A 26,183-nucleotide genomic window follows, 5' to 3' on the forward strand; every position below is an offset into this window, starting at 1 on the left:
TGGCATCACCGCCGTTACACAGAAAAACCGCAGCGATGCCATCGCGACCAAGGTCTGCTCCTACAGGGCAGATGGCAAATCGAACGTCCTTGTCTAGTCTTGCACTCAAAGCAGGGGAGGCTGCTCAACGAGGAAGACTATGCCTGGCGTTTCGAATATCTATCCGTTGCTTGAACATGTGTTGCCAGCCCGGGTGCTTTTGCCCGAGCACCGGCCCACCCATCAACAGCGACTGTTCGCGGGTATCGGCTTACCGTCTCAACACGGCATCAGTGGCGAACCCTTTCCGTTGGCGGTCTGGCTTGATGAAGAGCCCAGTGCGCAGACGGTTTATCGACACCTTCGCAAACAGGCGCTCAAGGGTGACGCTGATGCCTTCAATGACTTGGGCTGGGTCTGGCTCAATGGCAAGTATTGGCAGGGCGACCCGGACCTGGCCCGGCAGTTGTTGCGCATGGCGGCCATGCAGGGGCATGCGGTGGCGTGCTTCAACCTGGGCCAGCAACATTACTTCGGCAAGGGTGGGACGGTGGACTACGCCCAGGCCGCCCAGTGTTATGCCCAAGCGTTCGAGCGTGGGCTGATATCGGCTGCTGCCGTCTTGGGCGATCTCTATGAAGAAGAGGTGTGTGCCGATTCCCAGGCCCACCCCTGGCCGGTCGAGCCACGGCGTGCCTATCGCTGGTTTTACCGGGGAGCTCAGGAGGGTGACGCCCGTTGTCGCTTCGAAATTGGCTTGCGGTTGTTGCACGGTCAATCGGTAACCCGAGATCGCAAGGCGGGCGAGCATTGGCTGGAGCTGGCGGCGCAGGTGGGGGTGGTACAAGCCGCAGAAGCACTGGCGCTGCATTTTCACGCGGCTGACAAAGTGCTGGCCTATCTGTTCTGGCGCGATCAGGCCATTGCCCTAGGTAGCCAGTCGGCGCTGGACATGAAGCGTTCGGACTCACTGAGTCCGTAATCACCAATGACACAATCTGTTACCTATTGACGGGGGCGAGTGCCATCGAAGAATATAGATAGTTAGCAAGCTATGAATATTCCCCATGAATTCCGAAGCCCTGCAACAGAGCGTCAGCACCGGCATGGTGTCAGCGTCCCGCGCCAAGTCGCTGAGCCTGACTGACAGCGGTCGGGCCTTGGCCGGATCGATCGAGGGCGAGTTGGTCCGCCTGCGTAAGGAAGTCCTGCAGGGCATTTCGATTGAGGATCTTGAGGCAACCCTGCGAGTGGTCCGTGCCTTCGAGGAGGCCGGGCAGCGTTCGGGGGTGTCGTGGCCTTCGTGAAGGGTTTTTTCGACGGTGTGCCGCCGGCTCACGACTGGCTGCAGGCAAGCGCCAAGGATGCAGACCCGGCCCGTTGGCGCGCCCTGCGTGATCAGCTTGAACATCTGTACCCAAGCGTCGAGGCCATCCTGGCCGACCTGCAGGCCACCCGTACCTACACCGATGTCGAGGCCCAGCTGGCGACAGCCAATACCCAGGTAGCGGTGGGGCAAATCAACCTGTTCCTGGCGCTGGGCGGCGGCTGGGAAAACGCCCGCCCAACCCCGGACCACCCGCCAGGCCGTGGCCTCTGACCCTGTAGGAGCCGGGTTTACCCGCGATGGCATCACCGCGGTCTGGCAGGTAATCCGCGGCGATTTCATCGCGGGTAAACCCGGCTCCTACAGGGGCGGGCTGGTTTTTTTGTTGGCAAGCCCTTGGAGCAGCTCGATGGGCATGGGAAATACGATCGTCGAGGTTTTGTCGCCCGCGATCATGCCCAGTGTCTGCATGTAGCGCAGTTGCATCGCGCCACTCTGGCGCCCGAGCATTTCGGCGGCCTGCATCAGCTTTTCAGAGGCCTGCAGTTCGCCTTCGGCATGAATGACCTTGGCCCGCCTTTCGCGTTCGGCTTCGGCCTGTTTGGCGATGGCGCGGATCATCGACTCATTCAAGTCCACGTGCTTGATCTCGACGTTCGCCACCTTGATGCCCCAGGCGTCGGTCTGGGCATCGAGCACTTGCTGGATGTCCATGTTCAAGCGTTCGCGCTCGGCCAGCAGTTCGTCCAGTTCATGCTTGCCCAGCACCGCCCGTAGTGTCGTCTGCGCCAATTGACTGGTGGCCATGAGAAAGTCTTCAACCTGGATGATCGCCCTCTGCGGGTCCAGCACCCGGAAGTACAACACCGCATTGACCTTCACCGAGACGTTGTCGCGAGTGATCACATCCTGAGGCGGTATATCCAGCACCACCGTGCGCAAGTCCACCCGCACCATTTGCTGAACGCCCGGGATCAGCAAGATCAACCCCGGCCCCTTGACCTGCCAGAAGCGTCCAAGCTGAAACACCACGCCGCGTTCGTACTCGCGCAGGATGCGAAAGGCCGACAGCAACAACAGCAGCAGTAACGCCACCAGCGTCCCGAAACCCAGTTGGATAAACATCATGGCTCTCCTTGCGGTGACGTCTCGTCAACCGCGCTGACATCCAGCAACAGGCCGTTGCGAGCGACCACCTGTACCCGTTGGCCGAGGTTCAGCGGCGATGCGCAGACCACTTGCCACTGCTCCCCTTGCAACTGCACCCACCCGCCGCGGGGATCGTCCGGTTTGAGTTTGATGATGGTCGCCTGGCTGTCGATCAGGCCGACATCGCCGCTGACCAGTACCCGTCGTCGGGCTCTGATGGCCATGGCCACCAGCAGCATCAACAGCAGCGCACTCACCACCGCCAGGCTGATGATCAATGGCAGGGGGACACCAAAACCTGGCGCATCGGTGTCCACCAGAATGACTGCGCCGACCACAAAGGCGACGATGCCACCGAAGCCGATGACGCCAAAGCTGGGCAGGAAGGCTTCTGCGACCATGAAGGCCAAACCCAGCAAAATCAGCGCGACCCCGGCAAAGTTGACCGGCAGCAACTGCAGGGCGTAGAGCCCCAACAGCAAGCAGATACCGCCCAATACCCCGCCCACCCCGGAGCCTGGGTACATGAACTCGAACAACAGGCCATAGACGCCGATCATGATCAGAATCAGTGCCACGCTGGGGTTGGTGATCACCGCCAGCAAGCGCGTGCGCCAATCCGGTTCATGGGTGATCACGGGGCTGGTGGCGGTGTGCAGGGTCAAAAATTTCCCGGCCACCTGCAGCGTCTTGCCGTCCACCTGGCGGAGCAGCTCGGGCACATCGCGAGCCAGGTAGTCGACCACCTTGAGCTTGAGCGCTTCCTCGGCAGGCAGGCTGACCGATTCACGCACCGCTTTTTCTGCCCAGTCGGCATTACGCCCGCGCATCGCCGCCAAGCTACGGATATAGGCCGTGGCGTCGTTGATCTGCTTGCGCTTGAGGGTATCGTCGTTGGCCTGTTCGGTAGGCTTTTTGGTTTCGGGTTGGGTGCCTGGCATGCCTCCGATCTGCACGGGTGTCGCGGCGCCCAGGTTGGTGCCGGGCGCCATGGCGGCAATGTGGCTGGCGTAGAGGATATAGGTGCCAGCGCTGGCGGCCCGCGCACCGCTGGGGGCGACGAAGCTTGCGACCGGGATGGGGCTTGCGAGTATGGCCTTGATGATATCGCGCATCGAACTGTCCAGGCCGCCGGGGGTGTCGATTTGCACCACCACCAACTGCGCCTCTTCAGCCTTTGCCCGGTTCAGGCCACGGATCAGGTAGTCGGCACTGGCAGGGCCAATGGCATCATTGACTGTCAACACCACCACGTTGTTTGCGGCCATTGCCGGTCCCGTTGCCATTTCCAGCAACAGTAAGCCCAGCCAAAAAAGGTGGCGCCAGCCACGACTGTTCATCGGACCCTCCATATTTCAACAACGGTACTGATCAGTTAAAGCGTAGTAGATGGGGCATTTCAGAGACCTCGTCTGCGTGGTTAGCTCAATTGCGACTATGCACGGCGCTGGATAGCGTTAACTGTCATTGATGCCGACCCTTGCACCGCAAGGGCTGTGCCTAAACTAGTGCTGAGGGGGAAAACCCGTGAAGCCTTGCATTCGGGGACCGCAGGGCCTGGAGGTGTGTCATGCGTATGGCGAAAACGGTTCAGGAAAGCCTGAACAAGGCGCATTGCAATTACGACATCGTCGCTCACCCGCATTCGGCAACCAGCCTTGAGTCGGCCCGTACCGCCGGGGTGCCTGCAGAGCGATTGGCGAAGGCTGTGATCCTCGATGACCGGCACAACCACTATCTGATGGCGGTATTACCCGCCAACCGGCATCTGGACATGAGCAAGCTGCCCAAGGACCGGCCCTGGGACTTGACCCGGGAAAGCAACCTGCCGCACTGGTTCGCTGACTGTGAGCGCGGTGCGATTCCGGCGCTCGGTGGGGCTTATGAGATGTCCATGCTCATCGACCCGTTGCTGACCCGCGAAAAAGAGGTCTACCTGGAAGCGGGTAACCACAGTTACCTGATCCATATGGACATGGAGCAATACCGCAAGCTGATACCACACGCTGAAGTGCGTGAACTCAGTTCATGATTTGCCTGCAAGGCCGGGTAACAGCCCGGCCCAAGGAGCTTGCCATGGAATCACCAACGCATAACCTGCCGTCGCTGTTCGAACAACTGGGGCTGCCGGCGGACCCGGTGGGAATCGAGGCGTTTGTCAGCAGCCATTCGCCACTCAAGGCCAACTTGATCTTGCACGATGCCTTTTTCTGGACGCCTGCCCAGGCGGACTTTTTACGCGAGGGCATCAGCCAGGATGCCGATTGGGCCGAGGTGGTCGATCAGCTCAATCTGATGTTGCGCAAAATGGGTTGAAGTTGCCGGGTATTCAGCGCAAGCGTTGCTATGCTCAAACAAAAAAAGAAACTGGGGGTTGGTGAGATGAAAGATCCCTACGCACTAGGCTTCTGGTGCTCCGTGACAGCTCTGACCCTGCTATCGGGTACCTACTTCTACGGGGTCATGCAGACCCACCAGATCAACGCGGCCTTGACCTTTCTGGGCGAAGCGGTGGCGTTGATCGCGGCGCTGTCACTGGCCGTGATGGCGTGGGCGTCCTATCAGGGGTTACAGGTGAAAAAGCGACAGCTGGCGCAAGGCCGAACGCAGGTCGCCATCTGGAACACCAAAGTTGCCCTGCGTCGCGTTGAAACGGTCTTCGACCGCTATTTCTGGGGCAGTTACTGGCAACCGGGGCGCACCTTTGAGGAGGTCATGGGTGAGTTGACCGGCACACCGCTGGAAAAAAGCCTCGAAGCGCTCAAATTGCAATGCGAGGCCCTCGATCAAGAAATTCACAGCCGCGGCTGGCACTGGCTGAACAACGCCCGGGAACTCTCCACCGTTGCGGTGGCCATGGCCCGGGAACGTTATCAACTGGACCTGTGCGACCCACAAGCGGGCTCCACGGGCGGGGCAGTGATCAATCGGGATCTGGAAGTGCTGGTGTACACCTGGTCGGCGCGGTTGCGCACCTTTGATCATCAGTTGGATGAGCTGGAGGAGGAGTATCACTAAGGCCGGTTTGTCTGATGCACCGCGGTGCGGCCATCGCAGCATAGGTATCTACACAATTCAGGGGCAGCGCGGCTCTTGTAGCCGCTGCCGAGGTACGAGGCTGCGATCGGCGGCGAAGCCGTCGTAAATTCAGGCCCTTCGGTGTGCCTGATGGATTACGGTCTCAGGTTTTACGGCCGCTTCGCTGCCGATCGCAGCCTCGTACCTCGTCAGCGGCTACATTCGTAGCAGTAGACGAGTTCAGCGAGGCCAGGTCCGGGGACGTAGTCCTCGCAAAGCCTGTACTCGCGGTGTATCTGAATACTGAAGTGCCAGGTTTTACGACTGCTGCGCAGCCGGACGTGGCCTCGTTCTACTCGTCCACTGCTACGAAATGCAGTACACCAAAAGATGTGTAGATACCTATGGCCATCGCAGCCAAGGCTGGCTCCTACCTGTCGGCGACGCAGCATTGCATGTAGGAGCCGGGTTTACCCGCGATGCAGGCACCGCGGTTTGCCTGATGCACCGCGGTGTGTTCATCGCAGCCAAGGCTGGCGCCTACTCGCCGCGAATGTACTGCTGCAACTGCTCAATCAGGCTCGCCTGCTCGGCAATCGATTCTTTGACCAGGTCACCAATCGACAGCAAACCAACCAATTTCCCATCCTCCACCACCGGCAAATGCCGCAGGTGGCTGTCGGTCATGATGTTCATGCAGTCGTCGACCGTCTTGCGGCCATTCACGGTGATCACCGGTGCGCTCATGATTGCGCTGACCGGCGTGCCGATCGAACTCAACCCCTTGAGTACCACCCTTCGTGCGTAGTCGCGCTCACTTACCACCCCCACCACGGCTCCGTTCTCGACCACTGGCAGGGCACCAATGTTTTTCTCCGCCATCAGCTTCAAGGCTTCGACCACCATCTGGTCAGGGCCAATGGTGTGCACTTCCTGGTTTTTCTGGGCTTTCAGCTTCAGCAACTCTGCCACGGTTTTCATGGGCCAACTCTCCTGAGGGTCGTCTCACAAGAATCGTGGACATACGCTCGCAGAGCAAGTGAGAAAACGCCATGCAGTGCATAGAAAAACGTCATGTTCACGCCGCAGGTTCGCTGGCATCCCGGGTTAGCCAGTCGATGAACTGGGCAAACAGCTCCGCCTGGGAGCTGATCTGCAGTTTGGTGTAGAGATTCTTGCGGTGCATGCGCACGGTTTCCGGTGATATTTCCAGTACCTGGGCACTGGATTTGGCCGAGTGGCCGCGTAGCAGCAAGTGGCAGACATCCTGTTCGCGTTCAGTCAGTACATGGGCGCCAAAGCTTTGGAACGCCGCAGGCAGGCGTGGGTTGAGGTGCAGGGGTTCGGGCTCTGGAGTGTCGGTTGTCGGGATGTGCTGGTCCCAGTGCTGATGGGCAATTTCGCGCACCAGCGGGTCGATGGCCCGCAAGGTCGCCAGTTGATTTTCACTGAAGCGCGTCGTGCTGATGCCATTGAACAGGCTGATGGAAATCTTGGCCTGCACGCCCACATCGAGAATGAAATAGCAGTCCTCCTCGGAGCCTGCGCCCAGGTAATAGGCCTTGTAGTACTCGCTGTTGAAAAAGTCATCGGGGGCGATTTCTGCCAAGGAGTAAAAGCCCTCGGCCAAGCCCTGGTCCACCGCCAGGCAAAACGGGTCGAGCAAATAGCCGCGAGAGAAATAACGGCGAATCACCTGTTGTCGACACTCGGAAGGGATACCCCGCTCATACAACAAGGTAGGCGCCAGGCCCTTGCGCTCCAGGCTGATCATCACCGACTCGATCGGCACCAGGCTGTCGACGGCGTCAACCAGCGCGCTGGCAAAGTCCGGTCCACGGCACTGCACCAGGGCATTGGCCATGGCCTGGTTCCAGCGTTGCAGGGAGATCAGTGAAGCGCCGTGCATGGATCACCTCGTCATTGGGCGTCGGCTCGTTGCACGAGGATATCAGCCTCCTTGCCCGGCGACAGGGCATACCCCCAAATGGGTTATTGCTGGAGCATGGCCCGAGTTCTTAGGCTGCGAGGCACGTCCTGAGAGGAAAACCCAACCATGCACGCACTCGACACTCCGATTGATGATGCCGCCCTGGTGGCTGCCGACAAGGCCCATTACATGCACGGCTACCACGTGTTCGACGACCACCGGGTCAACGGCTCGCTGAACATTGCCGCAGGCGAGGGCGTCTATATCTATGACACCGCCGGCAACCGATACCTGGATGCCGTGGGCGGCATGTGGTGCACCAATATCGGCCTGGGCCGCGAAGAAATGGTCCAGGCCATTGCCGAACAAACCCGCGCGCTTGCGTACTCCAACCCGTTCTGCGACATGGCCAATCCACGCGCCATCGAGCTGTGCAAAAAGCTGGCAGAACTGGCACCCGCGGACCTTGACCATGTGTTCCTGACCACCGGGGGCTCGACCGCGGTGGATACCGCCATTCGGCTGGTGCACTACTACCAGAACTGCCGGGGCAAACGCGCCAAGAAAAATATCCTGACCCGCTTCAACGCCTATCACGGCTCGACCTACCTGGGTATGTCGCTGGGCGGCAAGCAAGCGGATCGTCCGCCCGAGTTCGATTTTTTGCATGACGGCATCCATCACCTCAGTTGCCCCTATTTCTACCGTGCTCCCAAGGGCATGACTGAGGCGGCATTCCTGGATGCACTGGTGCAGGAGTTCGAGGCCAAGATTGTCGAACTGGGCGCTGAGACCGTGGGGGCCTTTATCTCTGAGCCGATATTTGGCTCGGGTGGCGTGATCGTGCCGCCCGAGGGTTACCACCGGCGCATGTGGGAAGTCTGCCAGCGCCACGACGTGCTCTACATCGCCGACGAAGTGGTGACGTCCTTTGGCCGGCTCGGCCATTTTTTCGCCTCAGAGGCCGTGTTCGGTGTAGTGCCGGACATCATCACTACCGCCAAAGGCCTGACCTCCGGCTACCAGCCGCTGGGCGCCTGCATCTTCTCCGAGCGCATCTGGCAGGTGATCGCCGAGCCCGAGCAGGGCCGCTGCTTCAGCCATGGCTTTACCTATTCGGGGCATCCGGTGGCCTGTGCTGCGGCGTTGAAAAACATCGAGATCATCGAGCGCGAAGGCTTGCTCAAGCATGCCGACGACGTAGGGCGCTACTTTGAGGAGCGCTTGCAAACCCTGGCCGATCTACCGATTGTGGGCGATGTGCGTGGGCGCCGGTTTATGGCCTGTGTCGAGTTCGTGGCCGACAAAGACACGCGTGAGCTGTTTCCCGAAGCGATCAATATCGGTGAGTGGGTCCACCTGCGGGCGCAGAAGCGCGGCCTGTTGGTTCGCCCAATCGTGCATTTGAATGTGATGTCGCCACCCTTGATCCTCACCCGCGAGCAAGTGGACTTTATTGTCGATGTCCTGCGTGCAAGCATCCTTGAGACCCTGGAGGACTTGAAGCAGGCCGGTCACTGGTAAACCCCGTTCTCGCGATGCGCGCCCGGGTTTCCGGGCCCGCCGCTCACCGCAGAGGAAAGCCCCTGATGGACACAAACAAGAAAAACAAAGTTCTACGCTTGCGCGATGTCACCCTCTACACCGTTTCGGCGATGCTGTTCATGGACCAGATCGCCCTGGCTGCCTCGTTGGGCTCCACCAGCCTGTTCTGGTGGGCTTACGTTCTGGTGGTGCTGTTCATCCCCATGGCCATGATGACCTCGGAACTGGGCACCACCTTCCCCGACAACGGCGGCGTTTACCACTGGGTCCGCACTGCCTTTGGCTTCAAGTGGGGTGCTCGAGTGTCGTGGATGTACTGGGTCAACAACGCCTTGTGGATGCCGTCGGTGTACATCCTGTTTGCCGGCATGCTCAGCGCGTTCTATTTCCCTGAGCTGAGCCTGTGGGCCAAGATCGCCATCGGCGTGGTGCTGGCGCTGCTCACGGCAGCGGTCAACGCGATGGCCCTGCGCATCGGCAAATGGCTGCCCAACATCGGCGCCATTCTCAAGCTGATCGCAGTAACGGGCCTGGGGATTGGCGGCATCAGCTACGGGCTGCGTGAAGGCTTCGCCAACCCCTTTACCCTTGACGCGATCTTGCCCACCTCCGGCCATGAGATCGCGGCGTTGGGGATCATGGTCTACGGCATCATGGGCACCGAGCTGGCCTGCTGTAGCGCAGCGGAAATGATCAACCCCAAGCGCGACATCCCGCGTGCGGTCTTGATTTCCGGGGTGATCATTGCGGCCTTCAACGTCTTTGGTACCTTGGGCGTGCTGGCGGCGGTGCCACCGGACAAGACCGACGTCACCCAGATCTTCGCAGGCTCGCTGTTTGCCATGTACGGCCACGACGGGCTGGGCGGGTTGTTCGCCAATATGATCGCCTGCTTCGTACTCTTTACCCTGTTCACCAACATGGTCACCTGGAGCATGGGCACCAATCGCGCGGCGGTGGCCGCGGCTGCCAGTGGCGAGTTCCCGGCCGTGTTTGGGGTGGTCCATCCACGGCACAAGACGCCCATCGGTTCGGCACTGATGGCCTCGCTGGTGAGCGTGGTGCTGATGGTGGTCTACGGCCTGGTGGCACACAGTGCCGAAGAGCTGTTCTGGACGCTGCTGTCGATCTTCGCGATGATTTTCATGATGCCCTATGTGCTGATGTGCCTGGCCTTTATCAAGCTGCGCCTGACCGACTCGACACCGCGCCCGTTCCGCATGCCCTTGGGCAATCGCATGGCCTGTTTGTGGGCGGCGATTGTCGGGTTGCATGTGCTGGCCGGGATCGTGCTGTTCGTGGTGACACCCGGCGAGCCGGTCAGTTGGGGGCACACCGGGCAAATCCTGATTGGGGTGGCGTTGGCATTGTTGATCGGAGAGGCAGTGATTCGCATCGGCGGGCAACGCCAGAGCGCTGCAATGGAAGCGCTCTGATTTTTCAAGCGAGGCCGCTCGGGAACCAGTTAACATGTGAATTACTTGTTCCTGAACGGCATGCCCCTGGCCCATGACGACTGCATCCCCGCGTTGGCCCGCTTCGCTGCGGGCCTTGCAACACCCTAACTTTCGCCTGTACTTCATCGGCCACGCCATCTCGACTCTAGGCACTTGGGTGCAGATGGTGGCACTGTCCTGGCTGGTCTACCGGTTGACCGATTCTGCTGCGCTGCTGGGATTGACCACCTTTGCCTCGCTGTTGCCGCAATTGATCGTCGGCCCGATTGCCGGGGCCTGGATCGACCGTCACGACAAACGCCGCCTGTTGATCGGCACCCAGACGCTGCTCGGTGTGCAGGCCGCCGTGTTGGCGCTGCTGACCTGGAGCGGCCATATCAACGCTGGGTTGATCATTGCCATGTCGGCCCTGCTGGGCATTCTCAATGCGGTAGACACCCCGCTTCGCCAGTCGCTGCTCAGCCGCTTCGTCGACGACCCCAAGGATTTACCCAACGCCCTGGCCCTCAACGCCATGCTGTTCACCTGCTCGCGCTTCATTGGCCCGCCGCTGGCGGGACTGATCCTGGGGCTGACCGGTGAGGCGGTGTGCTTTGCCTTGAATGCACTGTCGTACTGCGCGCTGATCTTCAGCCTGTTGGCGGTGCGCATGGGCGTTGGCCTGACAGCCAAGGGCAGCATGCGCAGCGTCTTTCGTGAAGGGCTCGACTACGCGCTTAAAACGCCGTCGGTGCGCACGCTGATGATCGGTGTGCTGATCGTCAACGTCACCGCCTCAAGCTACGCCGTGCTGCTGCCCGTCTTCGCCCGCGACATCTTCACCGGCGACGCCCGCACCCTGGGCTGGCTGTGGGGCGCAGCAGGCTTTGGCTCGCTGGCCTCCACCATCATGCTCGCTGGTCGCCAATCGGTGGCCGACCTGCACCGGCTGATCTACCTCGCGGGGGTGGGCTGCGCCTTGGCGTTGATGGTCTTCGCCTTCAGCACCCACCTGGCGCTGTCATTGGCGGCCATGGCTGTGTTGGGGTTTGGCGTCACGGTCAACAACGTGGGCACCAACATCATCCTGCAAAGCGAGGCCCCCGAACTGCTGCGTGGCCGGGTGGTGTCGATTTATACGTCGACGCGCTTTGGCTTTGATGCCATTGGCGGGTTGTTGGCGGGCTTGCTCGCGGCGCGCTTGGGCGGGCCGTGGGCGATGCAAATCGCCGGTGGGGTGTTGATGGTTTATTGCGTATGGCAGGCAGTGGTGCGAAGCCGATCCCGGTAAGGTTCCGATAAGCGAGCAATGCAGAGCAAAACTTGATCAAACTTGATTTTGGCCGAGCGAGGCACTACATTGGCCGTTATGCAAAATACCCTACACATCGAGTCGCTTCGGGCGGCCCTCGTTCAGCGTGGCTGGACACAAAAAGACCTCGCGGATCAGCTTGGGGTATCGGCGCAGTCCGTTACTAACTGGTTTAAAGGTAAGGATTTTCCTCGCCCTGACAAGTTGCTCAAGCTGGCCACGACGCTGCAGCTTTCATTTTCGCAGTTGGTGGAGCCGCCTCAGGACCAGCCCGTGGTGGCATTTCGAAAGAAGGCGGGAACCAAAACCACCGATGAACATATTCTGAAAGCGATTGGAATCGGCGGTTTGCTCAAGACCTTGGTCGATTTTCTGCCGAAGCTGTCGACCTTACGCACCAAAATTTCGTTACCGTCCATTAGCTACGCGCGTTTGCAGAGCGATGCGTCGCAGGTACGCAATAAATTGGGATTGGGTGAGCGCAGCGTACTGGGTTATGAAGCGCTGATCGCCGAGTTCAAGGCGTGTGGGGCGGTTCTGGTGCCTGTCCTTTGGGGGCAAAAGCAGCAGCACAAGAATGCGTTGCACATTCTGTTGCCGGCGTCAGATGTCACCTTCGTGTTCGTCAACCTGGATACCAAGCTGGAAGACTTCAAGTTTTGGATGGCCCACGAGTTGGCGCATGTCTACACCCCTGAGCTTGCGGGTAGTGACGAGGGTGAGGATTTTGCGGATGCCTTTGCCGGCACCCTGCTGTTTCCTGAGGCGTGTGCGCAGCTAGCGTATTCCGAGGCGGTGCAAGCACCTAGCGCAGCGGGGGAGGTGAGTGTCCTTCAGCAGCATGCCAGGCATCACCAAATTTCACTGAACACGGTGTTCAAGCAGGTGCAGGGATATGCGGCGCAAAACCATCTGCCATCCTTGCGGGTACCCGACAGGACAATTCACGCCGTGCGCAACAGTTCCACGCCGCAGTTGGTCAGTACGATCCTGTTTGATCCAGCCCCTCCCAAGCCCGCGCAATACATTGCCGCCGCGTCGAATGTGTTTCGGTCGGACTTCTTCATGGCTCTGAAGCGCATGATTCGCGAGCACGGGACGGGCCCATCGTATGTTCAGCAAATCATGGATGTATCACTGAGTGATGCGTTCGCGCTTTACGACGAGCTGATGCGTTGAGCGTTGCGTCCACGCTCGTATTGCTGGATACCAACGCGTATCTGCGGCTAGCGAAGCGTGTACGACCAATGCTGGGTGTTGGGTTTGGGCAGAAAAACTATGTCCTGACCATTCTGAAAGATGTTGAGGAGGAAGTGCATCGCAGCGGTGCGCTGAAATTCAAGTTTCCTTGGTTCGACGGTGAAGATCTTGCCGCGGAGCGGGTTGCGAAGCAGGTTCGTCTGAGCGCTGACGAGAAAGGCCAGCTAGAAGCTGCTCAAAGCGTGCTGCGTGGTTGGGTATTAATGAATCCTACAGCCTACACTACGGCTGGCCGCTCTCCTCCTTCTTCGACAGACTGTAGAGTCCTTGCATTCGGCCAAATTCGAGACGCAATTGTGGTCACGGATGACCTCGGTATGCACAAGTTGTCTCAAGATTTCGGCATTGCTGTCTGGCATGGCCACGAGCTGCTCAAAAAAATGCTCACAGCAAAGTTAATAACAAATGAGCAGGTCAAAAGCATCTTCGAAGCGCTGGAGCTCAACGGCGACTTGACTGAAACGTGGCGGCAGGCGAAACACACAGCCTTTCTGAAGCTATTCGGTAAGAGCTAGATAGAGCTTCTTTTCCGGAACAAGCAGAGACAACCATAAACAACAAAGCCCGCACGAGGCGGGCTTTGTTGTGCGTTTCGTAGGCATCAGGAGATGGCTAGAAACATCTATATGGCGCACTCGGCGGGATTCGAACCCACGACCCCTGCCTTCGGAGGGCAGTACTCTATCCAGCTGAGCTACGAGTGCAATGCGGGCGCCATCATACCCATCTCGGCGCCGGTCGTCCATGCCGACAATCTGTAGTCGATTTCGCACAGGTGGCGGTCTATCAAGAACGTTGATCTGAATATCCTTCCACTGAGCGGCTTTTTGTTCTTTTTTTTGAACAGCCTATTGTCCTTTACCCCCTTTGATCCTAGGATTCGTTTGAGATTTCAAACGCTCGACCGCCCTCGGGGCTCCTTTTTTACAATCAACAATTCGCTCCGTGCCTACACGGCGCTGTTAAGGAAGCCGACATGCAGCTTAAAGATGCCCAATTGTTGCGCCAGCAAGCCTATATCGACGGTGTATGGCTGGACGCTGACAATGGTCAGACCATCAAGGTGACCAACCCGGCTACCGGTGAGATTCTGGGTACCGTTCCCAAGATGGGCGCCGCGGAAACCCGCCGTGCCATCGAGGCCGCCGACAAGGCGCTGCCGGCCTGGCGTGCACTGACCGCCAAGGAACGTGCGGGCAAGCTGCGTCGCTGGTTCGAATTGATGATCGAAAACCAGGACGACCTGGCCCGCCTGATGACCCTGGAGCAGGGCAAGCCGCTGGCCGAAGCCAAGGGCGAAATCGTCTACGCTGCCTCCTTCATCGAGTGGTTCGCTGAAGAAGCCAAGCGCGTCTACGGCGACACGATTCCTGGCCACCAGCCAGACAAGCGCCTGATCGTCATCAAGCAGCCAATCGGCGTCACCGCGGCCATCACCCCGTGGAACTTCCCGGCGGCGATGATCACCCGTAAAGCCGGCCCGGCCCTGGCCGCTGGCTGCACCATGGTCCTCAAGCCTGCTTCGCAAACCCCGTTCTCCGCCTTGGCCCTGGTCGAGCTGGCTGAGCGTGCCGGTATTCCGAAAGGCGTGCTGAGCGTTGTCACTGGCAGCGCTGGCGACATCGGCGGCGAGCTGACCAGCAACCCGATCGTGCGCAAACTGTCCTTCACCGGCTCCACCGAAATCGGTCGCCAGTTGATGGCCGAATGCGCCAAGGACATCAAGAAAGTGTCCCTGGAACTGGGCGGCAACGCTCCGTTCATCGTGTTCGACGACGCAGACCTGGATAAGGCCGTCGAAGGCGCGATCATCTCCAAGTACCGCAACAACGGCCAGACTTGCGTTTGTGCCAACCGCATCTACGTGCAGGACGGTGTCTACGATGCCTTCGCCGAGAAGCTCAAGGCTGCGGTGCTGAAACTCAAGATCGGTAACGGTCTGGAAGAAGGCACCACCACCGGCCCGCTGATCGACGAAAAAGCGGTGGCCAAGGTGCAAGAGCACATCGCTGACGCACTGGGCAAAGGCGCCAAGCTGCTGACCGGTGGCAAGAGCATCGAAGGCAACTTCTTCGAGCCGACCGTACTGATCGACGTGCCGCGTAACGCTGCGGTGGCCAAGGAAGAAACTTTCGGCCCACTGGCACCGCTGTTCCGCTTCAAGGACGAAGACGATGTGATCGCGATGTCGAACGACACCGAGTTCGGTCTGGCGTCTTACTTCTATGCCCGTGACATCAGCCGCATCTTCCGTGTGGCCGAAGCGTTGGAATACGGCATGGTGGGTATCAACACCGGTCTGATCTCCAACGAAGTCGCGCCGTTTGGCGGCATCAAGGCTTCGGGCCTGGGCCGTGAAGGCTCCAAGTACGGCATCGAAGACTACCTGGAAATCAAATACCTGTGCCTGAGCATCTGACGGCACGGTAAGGCTTTACCTCCCCGGCAGGACGCGAAAGCGACGTCCTGCCGGTTTTTTACAGCAAGCCCTTACCCCGCGCGGTTTCGGAGGCTGTAGCAGTCGATCATCGTATGCTGCTGCAGTTGCCCCGGCCGCTGATCCTTGAACCGCGCCGCCCGATGAGCGGCGAATGAGGAAATGACACATGAGCAAGACCAACGAATCTTTGATGCAACGCCGTGTTGCCGCCGTCCCACGTGGTGTGGGCCAGATCCACCCAATCTTCGCCGAGTCGGCGAAGAACGCCACCGTGACTGACGTTGAAGGCCGCGAGTTCATCGACTTCGCCGGTGGTATCGCCGTACTGAACACCGGTCACGTGCACCCGAAAATCATTGCTGCCGTTGAAGCTCAACTGCACAAGCTGACCCACACCTGCTTCCAGGTGCTGGCCTACGAGCCGTATGTCGAGCTGTGCGAGAAAATCAACGCACGTGTTCCAGGCGACTTCGCCAAGAAAACCCTGCTGGTCACCACCGGTTCCGAAGCGGTTGAAAACGCCGTCAAGATCGCCCGTGCCGCCACTGGTCGTGCAGGCGTGATCGCCTTCACCGGCGCTTACCACGGCCGCACCATGATGACCCTGGGCCTGACCGGTAAAGTCGTGCCTTACTCGGCCGGCATGGGCCTGATGCCAGGCGGTATCTTCCGCGCGCTGTACCCTTGCGAGCTGCACGGTGTGAGCATCGATGACTCGATCGCCAGCATCGAGCGCATCTTCAAGAACGACGCCGAGCCAAAAGACATCGCTGCGATCATCATCGAGCCGGTTCAGGGCGAAGGTGGTTTCTACGTCGCGCCGAAAGAGTTCATGATTCGCCTGCGTGCCCTGTGCGACAAGCACGGCATCCTGCTGATCGCTGACGAAGTCCAGACCGGCGCTGGCCGTACCGGTACTTTCTTCGCCATGGAACAGATGGGCGTTGCTCCAGACCTGACCACCTTCGCCAAGTCCATCGCCGGTGGTTTCCCGGTAGCGGGCGTGTGCGGCAAGGCTGAATACATGGACGCCATCGCACCAGGCGGCCTGGGCGGCACCTATGCCGGTTCCCCGATCGCTTGCGCCGCGGCCCTGGCCGTAATGGAAGTGTTCGAAGAAGAAAACCTGCTGGAGCGCAGCATTGCGGTCGGCGAGCGTCTGGTCAGCGGCCTGAAGAACATTCAGAGCAAGTACCCAGTGATCGGCGAAGTCCGTGCCCTGGGTTCGATGATCGCGGTCGAGCTGTTCGACGACGGTGACTCGCACAAGCCTAACGCTGGCGCTGTTGCACAGGTAGTGGCCAAGGCGCGTGACAAGGGCCTGATCCTGCTGTCTTGCGGCACCTACGGCAACGTCCTGCGCGTGCTGGTTCCGCTGACCGCTCCAGACGAGCAACTGGACCAAGGCCTGGCAATCATCGAAGAGTGCTTCGCTGAACTGGCCTGAACTGTGAACGGCTAGACAAAAAAACCCGCTTCGGCGGGTTTTTTTGTACCAAAATTTCCGCCGAGCGGTAATGTCTGTACAGGAAAAACCACCCAAGAGGGTGGCAAGCGTTACTTTGGAGACCCGTATGACCACCGTTGACCCTTGCGCCGCACCCAAAGTGCTGATTGCGGAGGCTGACCCGTGGATGCGCGATCTGCTGGCGCAGACCGTGCTCAGTGTGCGCTGCGACGCGCAGTTGACCCTGTGTGCCGATGGCCTGCAAGCCCTGAGCGGGCTGGGTCAATCACCCGATGTGATCCTCGCGACCTGGGAACTGCCAGGCCTGGATGGTCTTGAGCTGCTGCGAAGGGTTCGCCAGCGTCGACAGCAACCGGTGGTGCCGTTCCTGCTGCTCAGCGCCCGCAGCGATGGCGCCAGTGTTCGTGAGATGTTGCCATTCGCTCCCTCGGCCTACCTGACCAAACCCTTGAATATGGACACGCTCAAGCAGCGGCTCAATGCCTTGCTGCGGTCGCTGGGCCAGGCGGTGGCTTGCGAAGTCCCGCCCTTGCGGCCGGGCATGACCCTGCACAGGTTTCTTGAGGCGCGAAGGGCCTCCACCGATGGTGGTCCGCTGTTGGCGGATGTGCAACTGGCGGTCAAGCGCAGCTTGAATCCTCATGGCTTGAATCTGAAAGTGCTGGAAGCAGAAATCCGCACCGATCCGCAAATAACGGCCGTATTGATCGCGGCGGCCAACAGCGCCGCCCAGCATCGTGATAGCAGGGTCCAGACCCTGATGCAGGCATTGATGACCTTGGGCACCGTCCAGAGCATGAACCTGATGCTGGGCCTGGCGCTCAAGCGCAGTGCCAAGCTCAGTGACCCACAGTTGGCGGAGCATGCCGAGCGCTATTGGAAAATGTCGCTGCACACTGCCGAATACGGTCGTACCCTGGCCCGACAACTGGACATCGACCAGGAGCGTTGCTATTGCGCGGGGCTGTTGCACTGCCTGGGAGACCTGGCGCTATTGCGCTGCCTGCAGGAGTGGCTGCTGGCGGGGGGCACCCTGGATGAGGGTCAAATCGTCAAGGCCCTGGATGAATTCGGCGCTGCCTATGGTTCGGCCTTGCGTACGCGTTGGCGCTTGCCACTTGAGCTGCGCGAGTTGATCACTGCCGTGTATCAACTGGGGGGCGGTGTGTATACCCGCGATGAGCTGGCCATGAACCTGGCCGCGCAGATGGCGCGCCTGGCGCCCGATGCTGGGCTGGAAGCCATCGAGGGCAGCAAGTCGGCCCGCTTGCTGAAAATGAGCCGACCACAACTGGAGCGCTTGCGCGCGTAGGAGCAGACCTTGGTCGCGATAATGGACGCTGGGGTGTATCAGGAGGATCGCGTCGTCTTCATCGCAAGCAAGCTTGGCTCCTACAGGTGGCTCTGGCACTACGGTTTGCCTGTAGGAGCCCGGCTTGCCGGCGATGAGGGCGCCGCGGTTGCAAGTGGAGCAGGCGCCGCGGTTGTTACCCCAAAACGATCTGGTTCTTGCCCTGGCGCTTGGCCTGGTACATCGCGGCATCGGCTCGCGAAAACAGGCCGTCGAGCACGTCGTCTTCGTCGGTCCTGCTGGTCAGGCCCTGGCTGACGGTGATGCCGTAGCGCTTGCCTTCGTGCTCGAAGCTCAGGCGCTGGATTTCTCGCTGCAAGCGCTCGGCCACTTGCTGCGCCATCTCCAGCGGGCAGCCCGGAAACACAGCAGCGAATTCTTCCCCACCGATCCGTCCGAACAGGTCCCCGCGACGCAACACCGCCTTGCCGCTGTCGGCCAGGCGCTGCAGCACTTGGTCACCCTCAGGATGGCCATGCTGGTCGTTGATCAATTTAAAGTCATCGATGTCCAGCAGCAGGAATGAGAGGGGTGAGCCTTCCAGGCGCGCCTTTTCAAACTCCCGGTGGGCGCACTCGAAAAAATGCCGACGGTTGCTGCTCTGGGTCAGCACATCGGTGGTGGCCAGGCGTTGCAGTTCGCCTTCCAGTTGTTTTTTCTCGGTGATGTCTTCAGCGATACCGACCACGATGGTGCGCTTGCCCGCTTCACTTTGTTGGCTGATAAAGCATTTGTCGCTGAGCCAGCGGATTTCACCCTCGGCGCTGATAATGCGATATTCGCGGTCTTCCACTGCGCCCTGGGTCAGTACCTGCGCCAGGCTGCGCTCGGCGTATTCCAGGTCGTCCGGGTAGATGCTGTCGCGCCACTCGTTGTAGTCGGCCAGCACCAGGCCAACCGAGCGACCAAAGATGCGCTCGTAGGCGGGGCTGACGTAAAGCATCTTGCGCGATTCCCAATCGAACGCCCATAACACCGCATTGACACTGACCAGCAGGGAACTGAATAACTGTTCGCGTTCGCTCAGGCGCGCCACTTCGCCTTGGGCATGCAACAAAGCCAACAGCGTTTGCGCCGCATCAGGCATTTGATTGGGGGGAAACGAAAAAGGGCTTTTGTTGGCCATACGCAACGCTCGAAAGGCTTGGCTGAATCACTCTGCAAGACGCCCGAAAACGAGCGGCCACACGCCAACCCGCCTCAGGGGGCGTTATGGCATCAGAAACCAGTATGGAGGCGAAGTTCCGGCCGGCGCGCCGCAGTGCAGGGCGCGCCGATCAACGGTTTCAGGCGGCGACAGGGCGCAGGGAGTAGGTTTTCAACTGGACGGCGAAATCGCGCAGCGACTGGATGCCACTGGCCTCGGCTTCATGGACCCAGTCCTTGATGGCGGCGAGCATGTCGTGGCCATTGGAGCTGGTGCGGGCCCATATCTGCTGTAGCGCCAAGCGTTTTTCGTAGATCACCTTCAGTGCCTGACTATGCTCCAGCATGCTCTGGATGCGTGCGTGATGGCGCTCTTTCAGCAGGCTGGGCTCACGCGAAAGCAGGCGTTTGGCGCGACGGAACTGGTGGCGCACCGAATGATCGACCTTGGCCAACTCCTGCGTGACCAACGGCGCGATGACCAGCTTGCGGTACTGGGCCATGATCTGGAAACGGTTGTTCAGGATGGCCATGGCGGTGTCCATGTCCAGGTTCAGTTTGCCTTCCACCCGATGGGCAATGGGCGCCACACGTTGAACCTTGGCCAGGCGCAGAAAGCTGAACACTCTGATCCAGGCCCAGCCCATGTCGAACTCCCATTTCTTGACCGAGAGCTTGGCCGAGTTGGGGTAGGTGTGGTGATTGTTGTGCAGCTCCTCACCTCCAATGATGATGCCCCAAGGCATCAGGTTGGTCGCCGCATCCCGGCACTCGAAGTTGCGATAGCCCACCGCATGGCCCAGGCCGTTGACAACCCCTGCGGCCCAGAACGGAATCCACATCATCTGGATCGCCCAGACAGTCATGCCGATCACACCGAACAGCGCCAGGTCGATCACCGCCATCAGCGCAACGCCGCCCAGCGGGAAGCGCGAGTAAAGGTTGCGCTCGATCCAGTCTTCGGGGCAGTTCTTGCCATAAATACGCAAAGTGTCGGGGTTTTCGGCTTCGGCGCGATACAGCTCTGCACCTTTGCGCAAAACGGTAGACAGGCCCTTGACCACTGGGCTATGCGGGTCATCGACGGTTTCGCACTTGGCGTGGTGCTTGCGGTGTACCGCCGTCCATTCGCGGGTGTTCTGCGCCGTGGTCAGCCACAGCCAGAAGCGGAAGAAATGCTTGAGCCCGGCGTTCAGCTCCAGAGAGCGGTGGGCGGAATAGCGATGCAGGTAAACCGTGACGCCGACGATGGTCACGTGAGTCATCAACAGAACGACTGCCACCAGTTGCCAAACTGACAGGTCGAGTAAACCGTTGTACCACATAGGCGGTTGGGTCCTCGGAAATAGAGAAAAACTGCGAAGGACAATTATCCCCATGCCGGTTCAGAAAACCAGTCACCCTTTTAGATAAAAGTCGCCGGATGTTTCTAGCCGCTGCTGCGACTCAAGTCAGGAAACGTGGGCATCTTGCCTCTATAATCCAATTCTTTTGAAGTGGCTATTCACGACCGCCCATGTCGACTTCATCTCGAGATGCTCTGCGCATAGCGCTGGTATATGTACTGGCAGCCGTCTTGTGGTTGTTCCTTACTGATCAAATATTGAACAATCTTTTCGATGATTCGACAGCGCGTGCCCGGTGGCAAGCGATCAGTGGCTATCTCGGGGTGGCCGCCACGGCGGTATTTATCTTCGTTTCTCGCGTCCGGTTGCTGAAGTTCATCGGGTTGGGCGCTCGCACCCGGCGTGAAGATCGACAGCAGTTGCGCACGGCAGCGGCTGTGTTCGACAGCACGCTGGAAGGCGTACTGGTCACCGATGCCGAGCGTCGCATCGTGCATGTGAACAGAGCGTTCATGGACATTACCGGTTATCGGATTGAGGAAGTGCTGGGCCAGACGCCCAGCAAGTTCAAGTCCGGCCGACATGACCAAGCCTTTTACCAGCACATGTTCACCTGCCTGACTGAACAGGGCCGATGGAGCGGCGAGATCTGGAACCGGCGCAAGAACGGCGAGATCTATCCACAATGGCAGACCATCAGCGCCATCAAGGACGACAGCGATCAGGTCAGCCATTACGTTGCCGTGTTCAGCGATATCAGCGCGATCAAGCGTTCGGAACGAGAGCGTGCGCGGTTGGCTAACTACGACCCGTTGACGGGCTTGCCCAACCGCCTGCTGTTCAATGATCGAACCGTCCAGGCGCTGGCCGCCGCCAAGGCTCACAAGCGCGGTTGCGCCTTACTGGCATTGGACCTGGACCACTTTCAAAGCATCAACGACAGCCTCGGCCACAGCCTGGGTGATCAGTTGCTCAAGGCGGTTGCCGAACGCTTGCGCGGCTTGCTGGACGAAGACGTGACCCTGGCCCGCCTGGGGGGTGACGAATTTGCCGTGCTGCTGGAAAACTGCCCGCACGTGAGGCTTGCCGCACGCCAGGCGCAAGCCTTGCTCGATGGCTTAAAGCAGCCCTTCATGTTGGACAGTCATTCTTTGTTTGTGAGCGCCAGCATCGGCATCAGCCTGTATCCCGGTGATGCGCTGGACGCTGATCAGCTGCTGCGCAACGCTGATTCGGCGCTGTACAAGGCCAAGTCCTGCGGCAGGTCTGGCTATGCCTTGTACACCGAAGAGCTCACCACTGATGCCCAGCAACGGGTAGAAACCACCGCTGAACTACGCCGCGCCCTGGAACAGCAAGAGCTGCGGGTGTTCTATCAGCCAGTACATGATTTGCGCAGCAACCGACTGATCGGTGTTGAAGCATTGGTGCGCTGGGAACATCCGCAAAGAGGGATGGTGCCTCCGGGAGAATTTATTCCCATTGCCGAGCGCTCGGGCTTGATTGCCGAGATCGACGCCTGGGTGATGCGCCAGGCGTGCACCCAGATGGTTGCCTGGCAGCGCAGCGGCAAATCCCTGGACTTCGTCGCGGTAAATGTTTCCAGCCGACTGTTTGGTCATCGCGATCTCTATCGCCAAGTGGCGCAAGTGCTCGAGGACACCGGCCTGGCCCCGGCTTGCTTGGAGCTGGAAGTGACCGAAAGCGCGGTCATGGACGACCCTGACAGTGCGCTTGAGCAGATGCATCGTCTGCGCGAACTGGGCCTGCAATTGGCCATCGACGATTTCGGCACTGGCTATTCCTCCCTTTTGCGCCTCAAGCACCTGCCTGTCCAAAAGCTCAAGATCGACCAGGGTTTCGTCAATGGCCTGCCAGAGGATGAGGACGATATCGCCATCATTCGCGTCATCATTGCCTTGGCCAAGAGCATGGGCATGACAGTGCATGCCGAAGGTATCGAACAGGCCGAACAGGCGCAGTTCCTGCTGGAGCAGCAGTGCGATGCGGGGCAGGGCTGGTGGTTCGGCCGGCCGGTGCCCGCGCAGGAACTGGTCTTCCCATCCAATCCACCGCGATAGGCATAGGTATCTACACATCTTTTGGCGTACTGCTACGAATGTAGCCGCTGACGAGGTACGAGGCTGCGATCGGCAGCGAAGCGGCCGTAAAACCTGAGACCATAATCCATCAGGCACACCGAAGGGCCTGAATTTACGACGGCTTCGCCGCCGATCGCAGCCTCGTACCTCGGCAGCGGCTACAAGAGCCGCGCTGCCCCAGAGTTGTGTAGATACCTATGCCGCGATAGGCGCACCGCGGTATATCTGGCCATTAGGTTATATAAACATGCCTAAACAGTATTTTTAAGAATATAAAGACGTCTCTAAGATGAGCTCCAAGCCCACAGCATTTCTCATCTTCAGGGAGCACGAGCATGAGCACACCACTGCGTAGCATTGATGGTCAGGACGAAGCCAGCATCCTGCGCGAGATTCAGGCCGCACTGCGCGACCTGCGCTTCGGTGCGGTGGAGATCACGGTGCACAACGCCCAAGTAGTGCAGATCGAGCGCAAGGAAAAATTCCGCCTGCAAAACCCGGGCAACAAGCCCAGCTGAAGCCAAAGCCTGCCGCCAGAAATATTAGAAAAATAGCCAATCGGGAGCTTCACCATGTCCATCCGCCGTTATGCCCTGGCAGCCCTCGCCAGTGCTGTTTTTGCAGGTTCCGCCATCGCCAAGGACTACGAACTGCTGAACGTGTCCTATGATCCGACCCGCGAGCTGTATCAGCAGTACAACGCCGAATTCATCAAGCACTGGCAGCAGAGCCACCCTGACGACAAGGTGAAGATCCAGCAATCTCACGGGGGGTCGGGCAAGCAGGCCCGTGCGGTGATCGATGGGCTGCGCGCTGACGTGGTGACCCTGGCCCTGGCCGGTGACATCGATGAAGTGGCCAAGCTGGGCAAGTCCCTGCCGGCCACCTGGCAGACGCGTTTGCCCGAGGCCAGTACGCCTTACACCTCGACCATCGTGTTCCTGGTGCGCAAGGGCAACCCCAAGGGCATCAAGGACTGGGGCGACCTGATCAAGAAAGACGTATCGGTTATCACGCCAAACCCGAAAACCTCCGGTGGCGCGCGCTGGAATTTCCTCGCCGCCTGGGCCTACGGCCTGAAAACCGGTGGCAGCGACGCCAAGGCCCAAGAGTATGTAAAAGAGCTGTTCAAGCACGTTCCGGTACTGGACACCGGCGCCCGAGGCTCGACCATTACTTTCGTCAACAACGGTCAGGGTGACGTACTGCTGGCCTGGGAAAATGAAGCGTTCCTGGCGCTGAAAGAAGACGGTGGCAGCGACAAATTCGAGATCATCGTGCCGTCGCTGTCGATTCTTGCCGAACCACCGGTGGCCGTGGTCGACAAGAATGCCGAGAAGAAGGGCAATCAAGTGATTGCCAAGCAATACCTCGAATACCTGTACAGCCCGGCCGGCCAGAAAATCGCCGCCGAGAACTTCTACCGCCCGCGTGATAGCAAAGTAGCGGCCGAATATGGCAAACAGTTCCCCAAACTGGACCTGGTCACTATCGACAAAGACTTCGGCGGCTGGAAAACTGCCCAGCCCAAGTTTTTCAACGACGGTGGGGTGTTCGACCAGATCTATACGGCGCCGTGAGTCAGGGTGCTTTTAGTAACGCCGTTTAGTAGCCAAGCATGGGCCCGGGACTTCTCTCGGGCTTTTGTGCGTCAACCAAGGACTTTTATGTCGCGTCGTATCTCCCCCGTCATACCCGGCTTTGGGCTGACGCTGGGCTACACCTTGGTGTACCTCAGCCTGATTGTGCTCATACCGTTGGCCGCCATGTTCGTGCATGCCGCCCAGCTCACCTGGGAGCAGTTCTGGACCATCATCAGTGCGCCGCGCGTGTTGGCCGCCCTGAAGCTGAGTTTCGGCACGGCTCTTTGCGCGGCCATCATCAACGGTGTGATCGGCACGTTGCTGGCCTGGGTGCTGGTTCGCTATACCTTCCCTGGGCGCAAGGTCATCGATGCCATGATCGACCTGCCGTTCGCCTTGCCCACGGCCGTTGCCGGCATTGCCTTGACCGCCCTGTATGCGCCAAACGGCCTGGTTGGGCAGTTCGCCACGGACCTTGGCTTCAAGATCGCCTACACCCCGTTGGGCATTACCCTGGCACTGACCTTCGTCACCCTGCCGTTCGTGGTGCGTACGGTGCAGCCGGTATTGGCCGATATTCCTCGTGAAGTCGAAGAGGCCGCCGCCTGCCTGGGCGCCAAGCCCATGCAGGTGTTCCGCTACATCCTCGCACCCGCCTTGCTGCCGGCCTGGCTGACGGGCTTTGCATTGGCCTTCGCCCGGGGTGTTGGTGAGTACGGGTCGGTGATTTTCATCGCCGGTAACATGCCGATGAAAACCGAAATCCTGCCGCTGCTGATCATGGTCAAGCTCGACCAATACGACTACACCGGCGCCACGGCCATCGGCGTGATGATGCTGGTGGTTTCCTTCATTCTGTTGCTGCTGATCAACCTGCTGCAGCGGCGCATCGAAACCCCTTGAAGGAGGCCACAAACATGTCCGCAACTTCGATTTCGGCCGCCGCATCGGCCAATGCCGCTCGCCGCGGTAGTGCCACTTCACGGCGTATCCTGATCGGCCTCGGCTGGTTGATCTTCGCCCTGTTCTTGCTGCTGCCGCTGTTTATCGTGGTCTCCCAGGGCCTAAAGCTTGGCCTGGGTGCATTCTTCACGGCGATCTTCGAACCCGACGCCCTGTCGGCACTGAAACTGACCGTGATCGCTGTATTGATCTCGGTACCGCTGAACTTGGTGTTCGGTGTCAGCGCGGCCTGGTGTGTCAGCAAATACAACTTCCGTGGCAAGAGCATCCTGGTAACGTTGATCGACCTGCCGTTCTCCGTTTCGCCGGTGATCGCGGGCCTGGTCTACGTATTGATGTTCGGCGCCCAGGGCTTTTTCGGGCCATGGCTTCAGGACCATGACATCCAGATCGTGTTTGCCTTGCCGGGTATCGTGCTGGCGACCATCTTCGTCACCGTGCCGTTCGTGGCCCGTGAACTGATCCCGCTCATGCAAGAGCAGGGCACCCAGGAAGAAGAAGCCGCGCGCCTGTTGGGTGCCAATGGTTGGCAGATGTTCTGGCATGTGACCGTGCCGAACATCAAGTGGGGCCTGATCTACGGCGTGGTGCTCTGCACCGCCCGGGCCATGGGGGAATTTGGTGCGGTGTCGGTGGTGTCAGGGCACATCCGCGGGGTGACCAATACCTTGCCGCTGCACGTCGAGATTCTCTACAACGAATACAACCACGTCGCGGCCTTCAGTGTGGCGAGCCTGTTGCTGATCCTGGCGCTCTTTATCCTGCTGCTCAAGCAGTGGAGCGAGTCCCGCATTAACCGTCTGCGCAACAACGCAGCGGAGGAATAAT

The 26,183-nt window shown here is 59.6% G+C and carries 23 protein-coding genes, 1 tRNA gene and 2 pseudogenes; 19 read left to right on the forward strand and 7 right to left on the reverse strand.

What is annotated here, in order from left to right:
- The first annotated feature begins 139 nt into the window (after nt 1-139).
- The 3 genes and pseudogenes from AC3IX4_RS00710 to AC3IX4_RS00720 form a co-directional block, all read left to right on the forward strand.
- Nucleotides 140-961, forward strand: a complete 822-nt coding sequence (locus AC3IX4_RS00710; RefSeq protein ID WP_489258787.1) for a tetratricopeptide repeat protein — start codon at nt 140-142, stop codon at nt 959-961.
- Between the two features lie 139 nt (nt 962-1,100).
- A pseudogene (locus AC3IX4_RS00715) lies at nt 1,101-1,286 on the forward strand (MarR family transcriptional regulator); the annotation flags it as partial.
- A gap of 122 nt (nt 1,287-1,408) precedes the next feature.
- A pseudogene (locus tag AC3IX4_RS00720) lies at nt 1,409-1,579 on the forward strand (TolC family protein); the annotation flags it as partial.
- Between the two features lie 87 nt (nt 1,580-1,666).
- On the opposite strand, the gene AC3IX4_RS00725 reads toward AC3IX4_RS00720, so the two are convergent.
- A complete protein-coding gene (locus AC3IX4_RS00725) occupies nt 1,667-2,431 on the reverse strand; it encodes a slipin family protein (protein WP_489261179.1) in 765 nt (254 codons plus the stop codon).
- Complete coding sequence (locus AC3IX4_RS00730; RefSeq protein WP_489258788.1) at nt 2,431-3,795, reverse strand: NfeD family protein; 1,365 nt, start codon at nt 3,793-3,795, stop codon at nt 2,431-2,433. Before AC3IX4_RS00730 ends, AC3IX4_RS00725 begins: the two co-directional genes overlap by 1 nt.
- Nucleotides 3,796-4,025: 230 nt before the next feature.
- Here AC3IX4_RS00730 and AC3IX4_RS00735 point away from each other — a divergent pair, with 230 nt between their 5' ends.
- The 3 genes from AC3IX4_RS00735 (at nt 4,026) to AC3IX4_RS00745 (ending at nt 5,473) form a co-directional block, all read left to right on the forward strand.
- Nucleotides 4,026-4,487 (forward strand): aminoacyl-tRNA deacylase, encoded by a 462-nt coding sequence (locus AC3IX4_RS00735; RefSeq protein ID WP_489258789.1) that lies wholly within the window; start codon nt 4,026-4,028, stop codon nt 4,485-4,487.
- A gap of 44 nt (nt 4,488-4,531) precedes the next feature.
- Complete coding sequence (locus tag AC3IX4_RS00740; RefSeq protein WP_489258790.1) at nt 4,532-4,771, forward strand: DUF2789 domain-containing protein; 240 nt, start codon at nt 4,532-4,534, stop codon at nt 4,769-4,771.
- Between the two features lie 66 nt (nt 4,772-4,837).
- The gene (locus AC3IX4_RS00745) at nt 4,838-5,473 is read left to right on the forward strand and encodes an NADH:ubiquinone oxidoreductase subunit N (RefSeq protein WP_489258791.1); all 636 of its coding nucleotides are present in this window, start codon (nt 4,838-4,840) and stop codon (nt 5,471-5,473) included.
- Nucleotides 5,474-6,013: 540 nt separating this feature from the next.
- Here the strand turns inward: AC3IX4_RS00745 and AC3IX4_RS00750 are convergent.
- Nucleotides 6,014-6,454, reverse strand: a complete 441-nt coding sequence (locus AC3IX4_RS00750; protein ID WP_489258792.1) for a CBS domain-containing protein — start codon at nt 6,452-6,454, stop codon at nt 6,014-6,016.
- 97 nt (nt 6,455-6,551) lie between these two features.
- Nucleotides 6,552-7,382, reverse strand: coding sequence for a helix-turn-helix transcriptional regulator (locus tag AC3IX4_RS00755; RefSeq protein WP_489258793.1), 831 nt, complete (start codon nt 7,380-7,382; stop codon nt 6,552-6,554).
- 147 nt (nt 7,383-7,529) lie between these two features.
- Between AC3IX4_RS00755 and AC3IX4_RS00760 the strand changes: the two genes are divergently transcribed.
- The 5 genes from AC3IX4_RS00760 (at nt 7,530) to AC3IX4_RS00780 (ending at nt 13,471) form a co-directional block, all read left to right on the forward strand.
- Nucleotides 7,530-8,927 carry an aminotransferase gene (locus AC3IX4_RS00760; RefSeq protein WP_489258794.1) on the forward strand — a complete coding sequence of 466 codons (1,398 nt, stop codon included), beginning with the start codon at nt 7,530-7,532 and terminating at the stop codon, nt 8,925-8,927.
- Nucleotides 8,928-8,992: 65 nt separating this feature from the next.
- Nucleotides 8,993-10,384, forward strand: coding sequence for an APC family permease (locus tag AC3IX4_RS00765; protein WP_489258795.1), 1,392 nt, complete (start codon nt 8,993-8,995; stop codon nt 10,382-10,384).
- 73 nt (nt 10,385-10,457) lie between these two features.
- Nucleotides 10,458-11,675 (forward strand): MFS transporter, encoded by a 1,218-nt coding sequence (locus tag AC3IX4_RS00770; protein WP_489258796.1) that lies wholly within the window; start codon nt 10,458-10,460, stop codon nt 11,673-11,675.
- A gap of 78 nt (nt 11,676-11,753) precedes the next feature.
- Entirely contained in the window at nt 11,754-12,875 is a 1,122-nt protein-coding gene (locus tag AC3IX4_RS00775) for an XRE family transcriptional regulator (protein ID WP_489261180.1), read from the forward strand.
- A complete protein-coding gene (locus tag AC3IX4_RS00780; RefSeq protein WP_489258797.1) occupies nt 12,872-13,471 on the forward strand; it encodes a hypothetical protein in 600 nt (199 codons plus the stop codon). The genes AC3IX4_RS00775 and AC3IX4_RS00780 overlap by 4 nt, the downstream gene beginning before the upstream one ends.
- A gap of 112 nt (nt 13,472-13,583) precedes the next feature.
- Here AC3IX4_RS00780 and AC3IX4_RS00785 read toward each other — a convergent pair.
- Nucleotides 13,584-13,660 (reverse strand) — tRNA-Arg (locus AC3IX4_RS00785).
- A gap of 272 nt (nt 13,661-13,932) precedes the next feature.
- On the opposite strand from AC3IX4_RS00785, the gene gabD reads away from it, so the two are divergent.
- The 3 genes from gabD to AC3IX4_RS00800 all read left to right on the forward strand — a co-directional run bounded on the left by gabD (nt 13,933) and on the right by AC3IX4_RS00800 (nt 18,176).
- Nucleotides 13,933-15,375, forward strand: coding sequence for an NADP-dependent succinate-semialdehyde dehydrogenase (gene gabD, locus AC3IX4_RS00790; RefSeq protein WP_489258798.1), 1,443 nt, complete (start codon nt 13,933-13,935; stop codon nt 15,373-15,375).
- 187 nt (nt 15,376-15,562) lie between these two features.
- Nucleotides 15,563-16,843, forward strand: coding sequence for a 4-aminobutyrate--2-oxoglutarate transaminase (gene gabT / locus AC3IX4_RS00795; protein ID WP_489258799.1), 1,281 nt, complete (start codon nt 15,563-15,565; stop codon nt 16,841-16,843).
- A gap of 127 nt (nt 16,844-16,970) precedes the next feature.
- Entirely contained in the window at nt 16,971-18,176 is a 1,206-nt protein-coding gene (locus AC3IX4_RS00800) for an HDOD domain-containing protein (RefSeq protein ID WP_489258800.1), read from the forward strand.
- A gap of 175 nt (nt 18,177-18,351) precedes the next feature.
- On the opposite strand, the gene AC3IX4_RS00805 is transcribed toward AC3IX4_RS00800, so the two are convergent.
- Both AC3IX4_RS00805 and desA read right to left on the reverse strand, forming a co-directional pair.
- Nucleotides 18,352-19,341, reverse strand: coding sequence for a GGDEF domain-containing protein (locus AC3IX4_RS00805; RefSeq protein ID WP_489258801.1), 990 nt, complete (start codon nt 19,339-19,341; stop codon nt 18,352-18,354).
- A gap of 160 nt (nt 19,342-19,501) precedes the next feature.
- Nucleotides 19,502-20,686, reverse strand: coding sequence for a delta-9 fatty acid desaturase DesA (gene desA, locus AC3IX4_RS00810; protein ID WP_489258802.1), 1,185 nt, complete (start codon nt 20,684-20,686; stop codon nt 19,502-19,504).
- Nucleotides 20,687-20,877: 191 nt separating this feature from the next.
- Here desA and dibA point away from each other — a divergent pair, with 191 nt between their 5' ends.
- The 5 genes from dibA (at nt 20,878) to cysW (ending at nt 26,182) form a co-directional block, all read left to right on the forward strand.
- On the forward strand, nt 20,878-22,788 hold the full coding sequence (gene dibA / locus AC3IX4_RS00815; RefSeq protein WP_489258803.1) for a phosphodiesterase DibA: 1,911 nt from the start codon (nt 20,878-20,880) through the stop codon (nt 22,786-22,788).
- A 356-nt stretch (nt 22,789-23,144) separates the two neighbouring features.
- Nucleotides 23,145-23,327 carry a sulfur starvation response protein OscA gene (oscA, locus tag AC3IX4_RS00820; RefSeq protein WP_489258804.1) on the forward strand — a complete coding sequence of 61 codons (183 nt, stop codon included), beginning with the start codon at nt 23,145-23,147 and terminating at the stop codon, nt 23,325-23,327.
- Nucleotides 23,328-23,381: 54 nt separating this feature from the next.
- Nucleotides 23,382-24,389, forward strand: coding sequence for a sulfate ABC transporter substrate-binding protein (locus tag AC3IX4_RS00825; RefSeq protein ID WP_489258805.1), 1,008 nt, complete (start codon nt 23,382-23,384; stop codon nt 24,387-24,389).
- An 87-nt stretch (nt 24,390-24,476) separates the two neighbouring features.
- Nucleotides 24,477-25,295: a sulfate ABC transporter permease subunit CysT gene (cysT, locus tag AC3IX4_RS00830; RefSeq protein WP_489258806.1), complete on the forward strand. Its 819-nt coding sequence runs from the start codon at nt 24,477-24,479 to the stop codon at nt 25,293-25,295.
- Between the two features lie 14 nt (nt 25,296-25,309).
- Nucleotides 25,310-26,182 (forward strand): sulfate ABC transporter permease subunit CysW, encoded by an 873-nt coding sequence (cysW, locus tag AC3IX4_RS00835; RefSeq protein ID WP_489258807.1) that lies wholly within the window; start codon nt 25,310-25,312, stop codon nt 26,180-26,182.
- Nucleotide 26,183 lies beyond the last annotated feature (1 nt).

This window comes from Pseudomonas sp. KH_021, from assembly GCF_057838865.1.

What these genes read in the sequence shown, in the direction of transcription:
- AC3IX4_RS00710 (WP_489258787.1), top strand. Translation starts at nt 140, where the DNA reads ATGCCTGGCGTTTCGAATATCTATCCGTTGCTTGAACATGTGTTGCCA.
- AC3IX4_RS00725 (WP_489261179.1), bottom strand. Translation starts at nt 2,431, where the DNA reads ATGTTTATCCAACTGGGTTTCGGGACGCTGGTGGCGTTACTGCTGCTG.
- AC3IX4_RS00730 (WP_489258788.1), bottom strand. Translation starts at nt 3,795, where the DNA reads ATGAACAGTCGTGGCTGGCGCCACCTTTTTTGGCTGGGCTTACTGTTG.
- AC3IX4_RS00735 (WP_489258789.1), top strand. Translation starts at nt 4,026, where the DNA reads ATGCGTATGGCGAAAACGGTTCAGGAAAGCCTGAACAAGGCGCATTGC.
- AC3IX4_RS00740 (WP_489258790.1), top strand. Translation starts at nt 4,532, where the DNA reads ATGGAATCACCAACGCATAACCTGCCGTCGCTGTTCGAACAACTGGGG.
- AC3IX4_RS00745 (WP_489258791.1), top strand. Translation starts at nt 4,838, where the DNA reads ATGAAAGATCCCTACGCACTAGGCTTCTGGTGCTCCGTGACAGCTCTG.
- AC3IX4_RS00750 (WP_489258792.1), bottom strand. Translation starts at nt 6,454, where the DNA reads ATGAAAACCGTGGCAGAGTTGCTGAAGCTGAAAGCCCAGAAAAACCAG.
- AC3IX4_RS00755 (WP_489258793.1), bottom strand. Translation starts at nt 7,382, where the DNA reads ATGCACGGCGCTTCACTGATCTCCCTGCAACGCTGGAACCAGGCCATG.
- AC3IX4_RS00760 (WP_489258794.1), top strand. Translation starts at nt 7,530, where the DNA reads ATGCACGCACTCGACACTCCGATTGATGATGCCGCCCTGGTGGCTGCC.
- AC3IX4_RS00765 (WP_489258795.1), top strand. Translation starts at nt 8,993, where the DNA reads ATGGACACAAACAAGAAAAACAAAGTTCTACGCTTGCGCGATGTCACC.
- AC3IX4_RS00770 (WP_489258796.1), top strand. Translation starts at nt 10,458, where the DNA reads ATGACGACTGCATCCCCGCGTTGGCCCGCTTCGCTGCGGGCCTTGCAA.
- AC3IX4_RS00775 (WP_489261180.1), top strand. Translation starts at nt 11,754, where the DNA reads ATGCAAAATACCCTACACATCGAGTCGCTTCGGGCGGCCCTCGTTCAG.
- gabD (WP_489258798.1), top strand. Translation starts at nt 13,933, where the DNA reads ATGCAGCTTAAAGATGCCCAATTGTTGCGCCAGCAAGCCTATATCGAC.
- gabT (WP_489258799.1), top strand. Translation starts at nt 15,563, where the DNA reads ATGAGCAAGACCAACGAATCTTTGATGCAACGCCGTGTTGCCGCCGTC.
- AC3IX4_RS00800 (WP_489258800.1), top strand. Translation starts at nt 16,971, where the DNA reads ATGACCACCGTTGACCCTTGCGCCGCACCCAAAGTGCTGATTGCGGAG.
- AC3IX4_RS00805 (WP_489258801.1), bottom strand. Translation starts at nt 19,341, where the DNA reads ATGGCCAACAAAAGCCCTTTTTCGTTTCCCCCCAATCAAATGCCTGAT.
- desA (WP_489258802.1), bottom strand. Translation starts at nt 20,686, where the DNA reads ATGTGGTACAACGGTTTACTCGACCTGTCAGTTTGGCAACTGGTGGCA.
- dibA (WP_489258803.1), top strand. Translation starts at nt 20,878, where the DNA reads ATGTCGACTTCATCTCGAGATGCTCTGCGCATAGCGCTGGTATATGTA.
- oscA (WP_489258804.1), top strand. Translation starts at nt 23,145, where the DNA reads ATGAGCACACCACTGCGTAGCATTGATGGTCAGGACGAAGCCAGCATC.
- AC3IX4_RS00825 (WP_489258805.1), top strand. Translation starts at nt 23,382, where the DNA reads ATGTCCATCCGCCGTTATGCCCTGGCAGCCCTCGCCAGTGCTGTTTTT.
- cysT (WP_489258806.1), top strand. Translation starts at nt 24,477, where the DNA reads ATGTCGCGTCGTATCTCCCCCGTCATACCCGGCTTTGGGCTGACGCTG.
- cysW (WP_489258807.1), top strand. Translation starts at nt 25,310, where the DNA reads ATGTCCGCAACTTCGATTTCGGCCGCCGCATCGGCCAATGCCGCTCGC.